The sequence below is a fragment of the Pseudomonas sp. NKUCC02_KPG genome (genome assembly GCF_019345465.1).
GTDB lineage: Bacteria > Pseudomonadota > Gammaproteobacteria > Pseudomonadales > Pseudomonadaceae > Aquipseudomonas.
On record NZ_JAHKRC010000035.1, the window covers coordinates 1 to 671 of the forward strand.

Genomic DNA, 671 nt, shown 5'->3' on the forward strand with positions numbered 1-671 from the left:
TACAGGGTCGAACCGTCAAGGTTGAACGAGTAGCCGGTCGGTACCACAAAGCTGCAAATCGCTTTCGGTGCGCCGTAGGCTTCCATCTTCTCGATCACGCGCGGCAGCACGGTTTCGGAGCTGGCGGTGGAGTAAGCCAGTACCAGTTCGTCCTTGAAGATGCGCATCAGCTTGATCACGGAGAAGCCGAACAGCTTGGCGATCAGGCCCAGTACCGCAAAGGCGAAGAACAGGATGGCCGCGTAAACCAGCACCACCAGCTTGGCCAGTGGCACCAGGGAGGCGAAGCCGAAGTTGGCGACGGTCACGGCGATCAGGGCAAACACACCGATTGGCGCGTAGTTCATGATCATGTGAGTGACTTTGAACATCGACTCGGACACGCCCTGGAAGGTTTTCACCAGCGGGTCGCGCAGTTCGGCGTTCAGGCTCGACAAACCGAGACCGAAGAGCACCGAGAAGAAGATGATCGGCAGCATCTCACCGCGAGCCATGGCCGCGAAGATGTTGGATGGGATCAGGTTGAGGATGGTCTCGATGAACGCATGTTCATGGGTGACCTCAGCCGCCGTGGCCGCATACTTCGAGATATCGACTGTGCCCAGGGTGCTCATGTCGATCCCGGCACCTGGCTGGAACACGTTGGCCAGCACCAGGCCGACCAAAATCGC

General features: G+C 58.9%; 1 protein-coding gene. It reads right to left on the bottom strand.

All coding sequences use genetic code 11. The annotated features are described in order from the left end of the window. Nucleotides 1-671, bottom strand: a 671-nt coding sequence (locus KO536_RS24065; RefSeq protein ID WP_219263261.1) for a cation:dicarboxylate symporter family transporter, incomplete at both ends; no start/stop codon positions are given.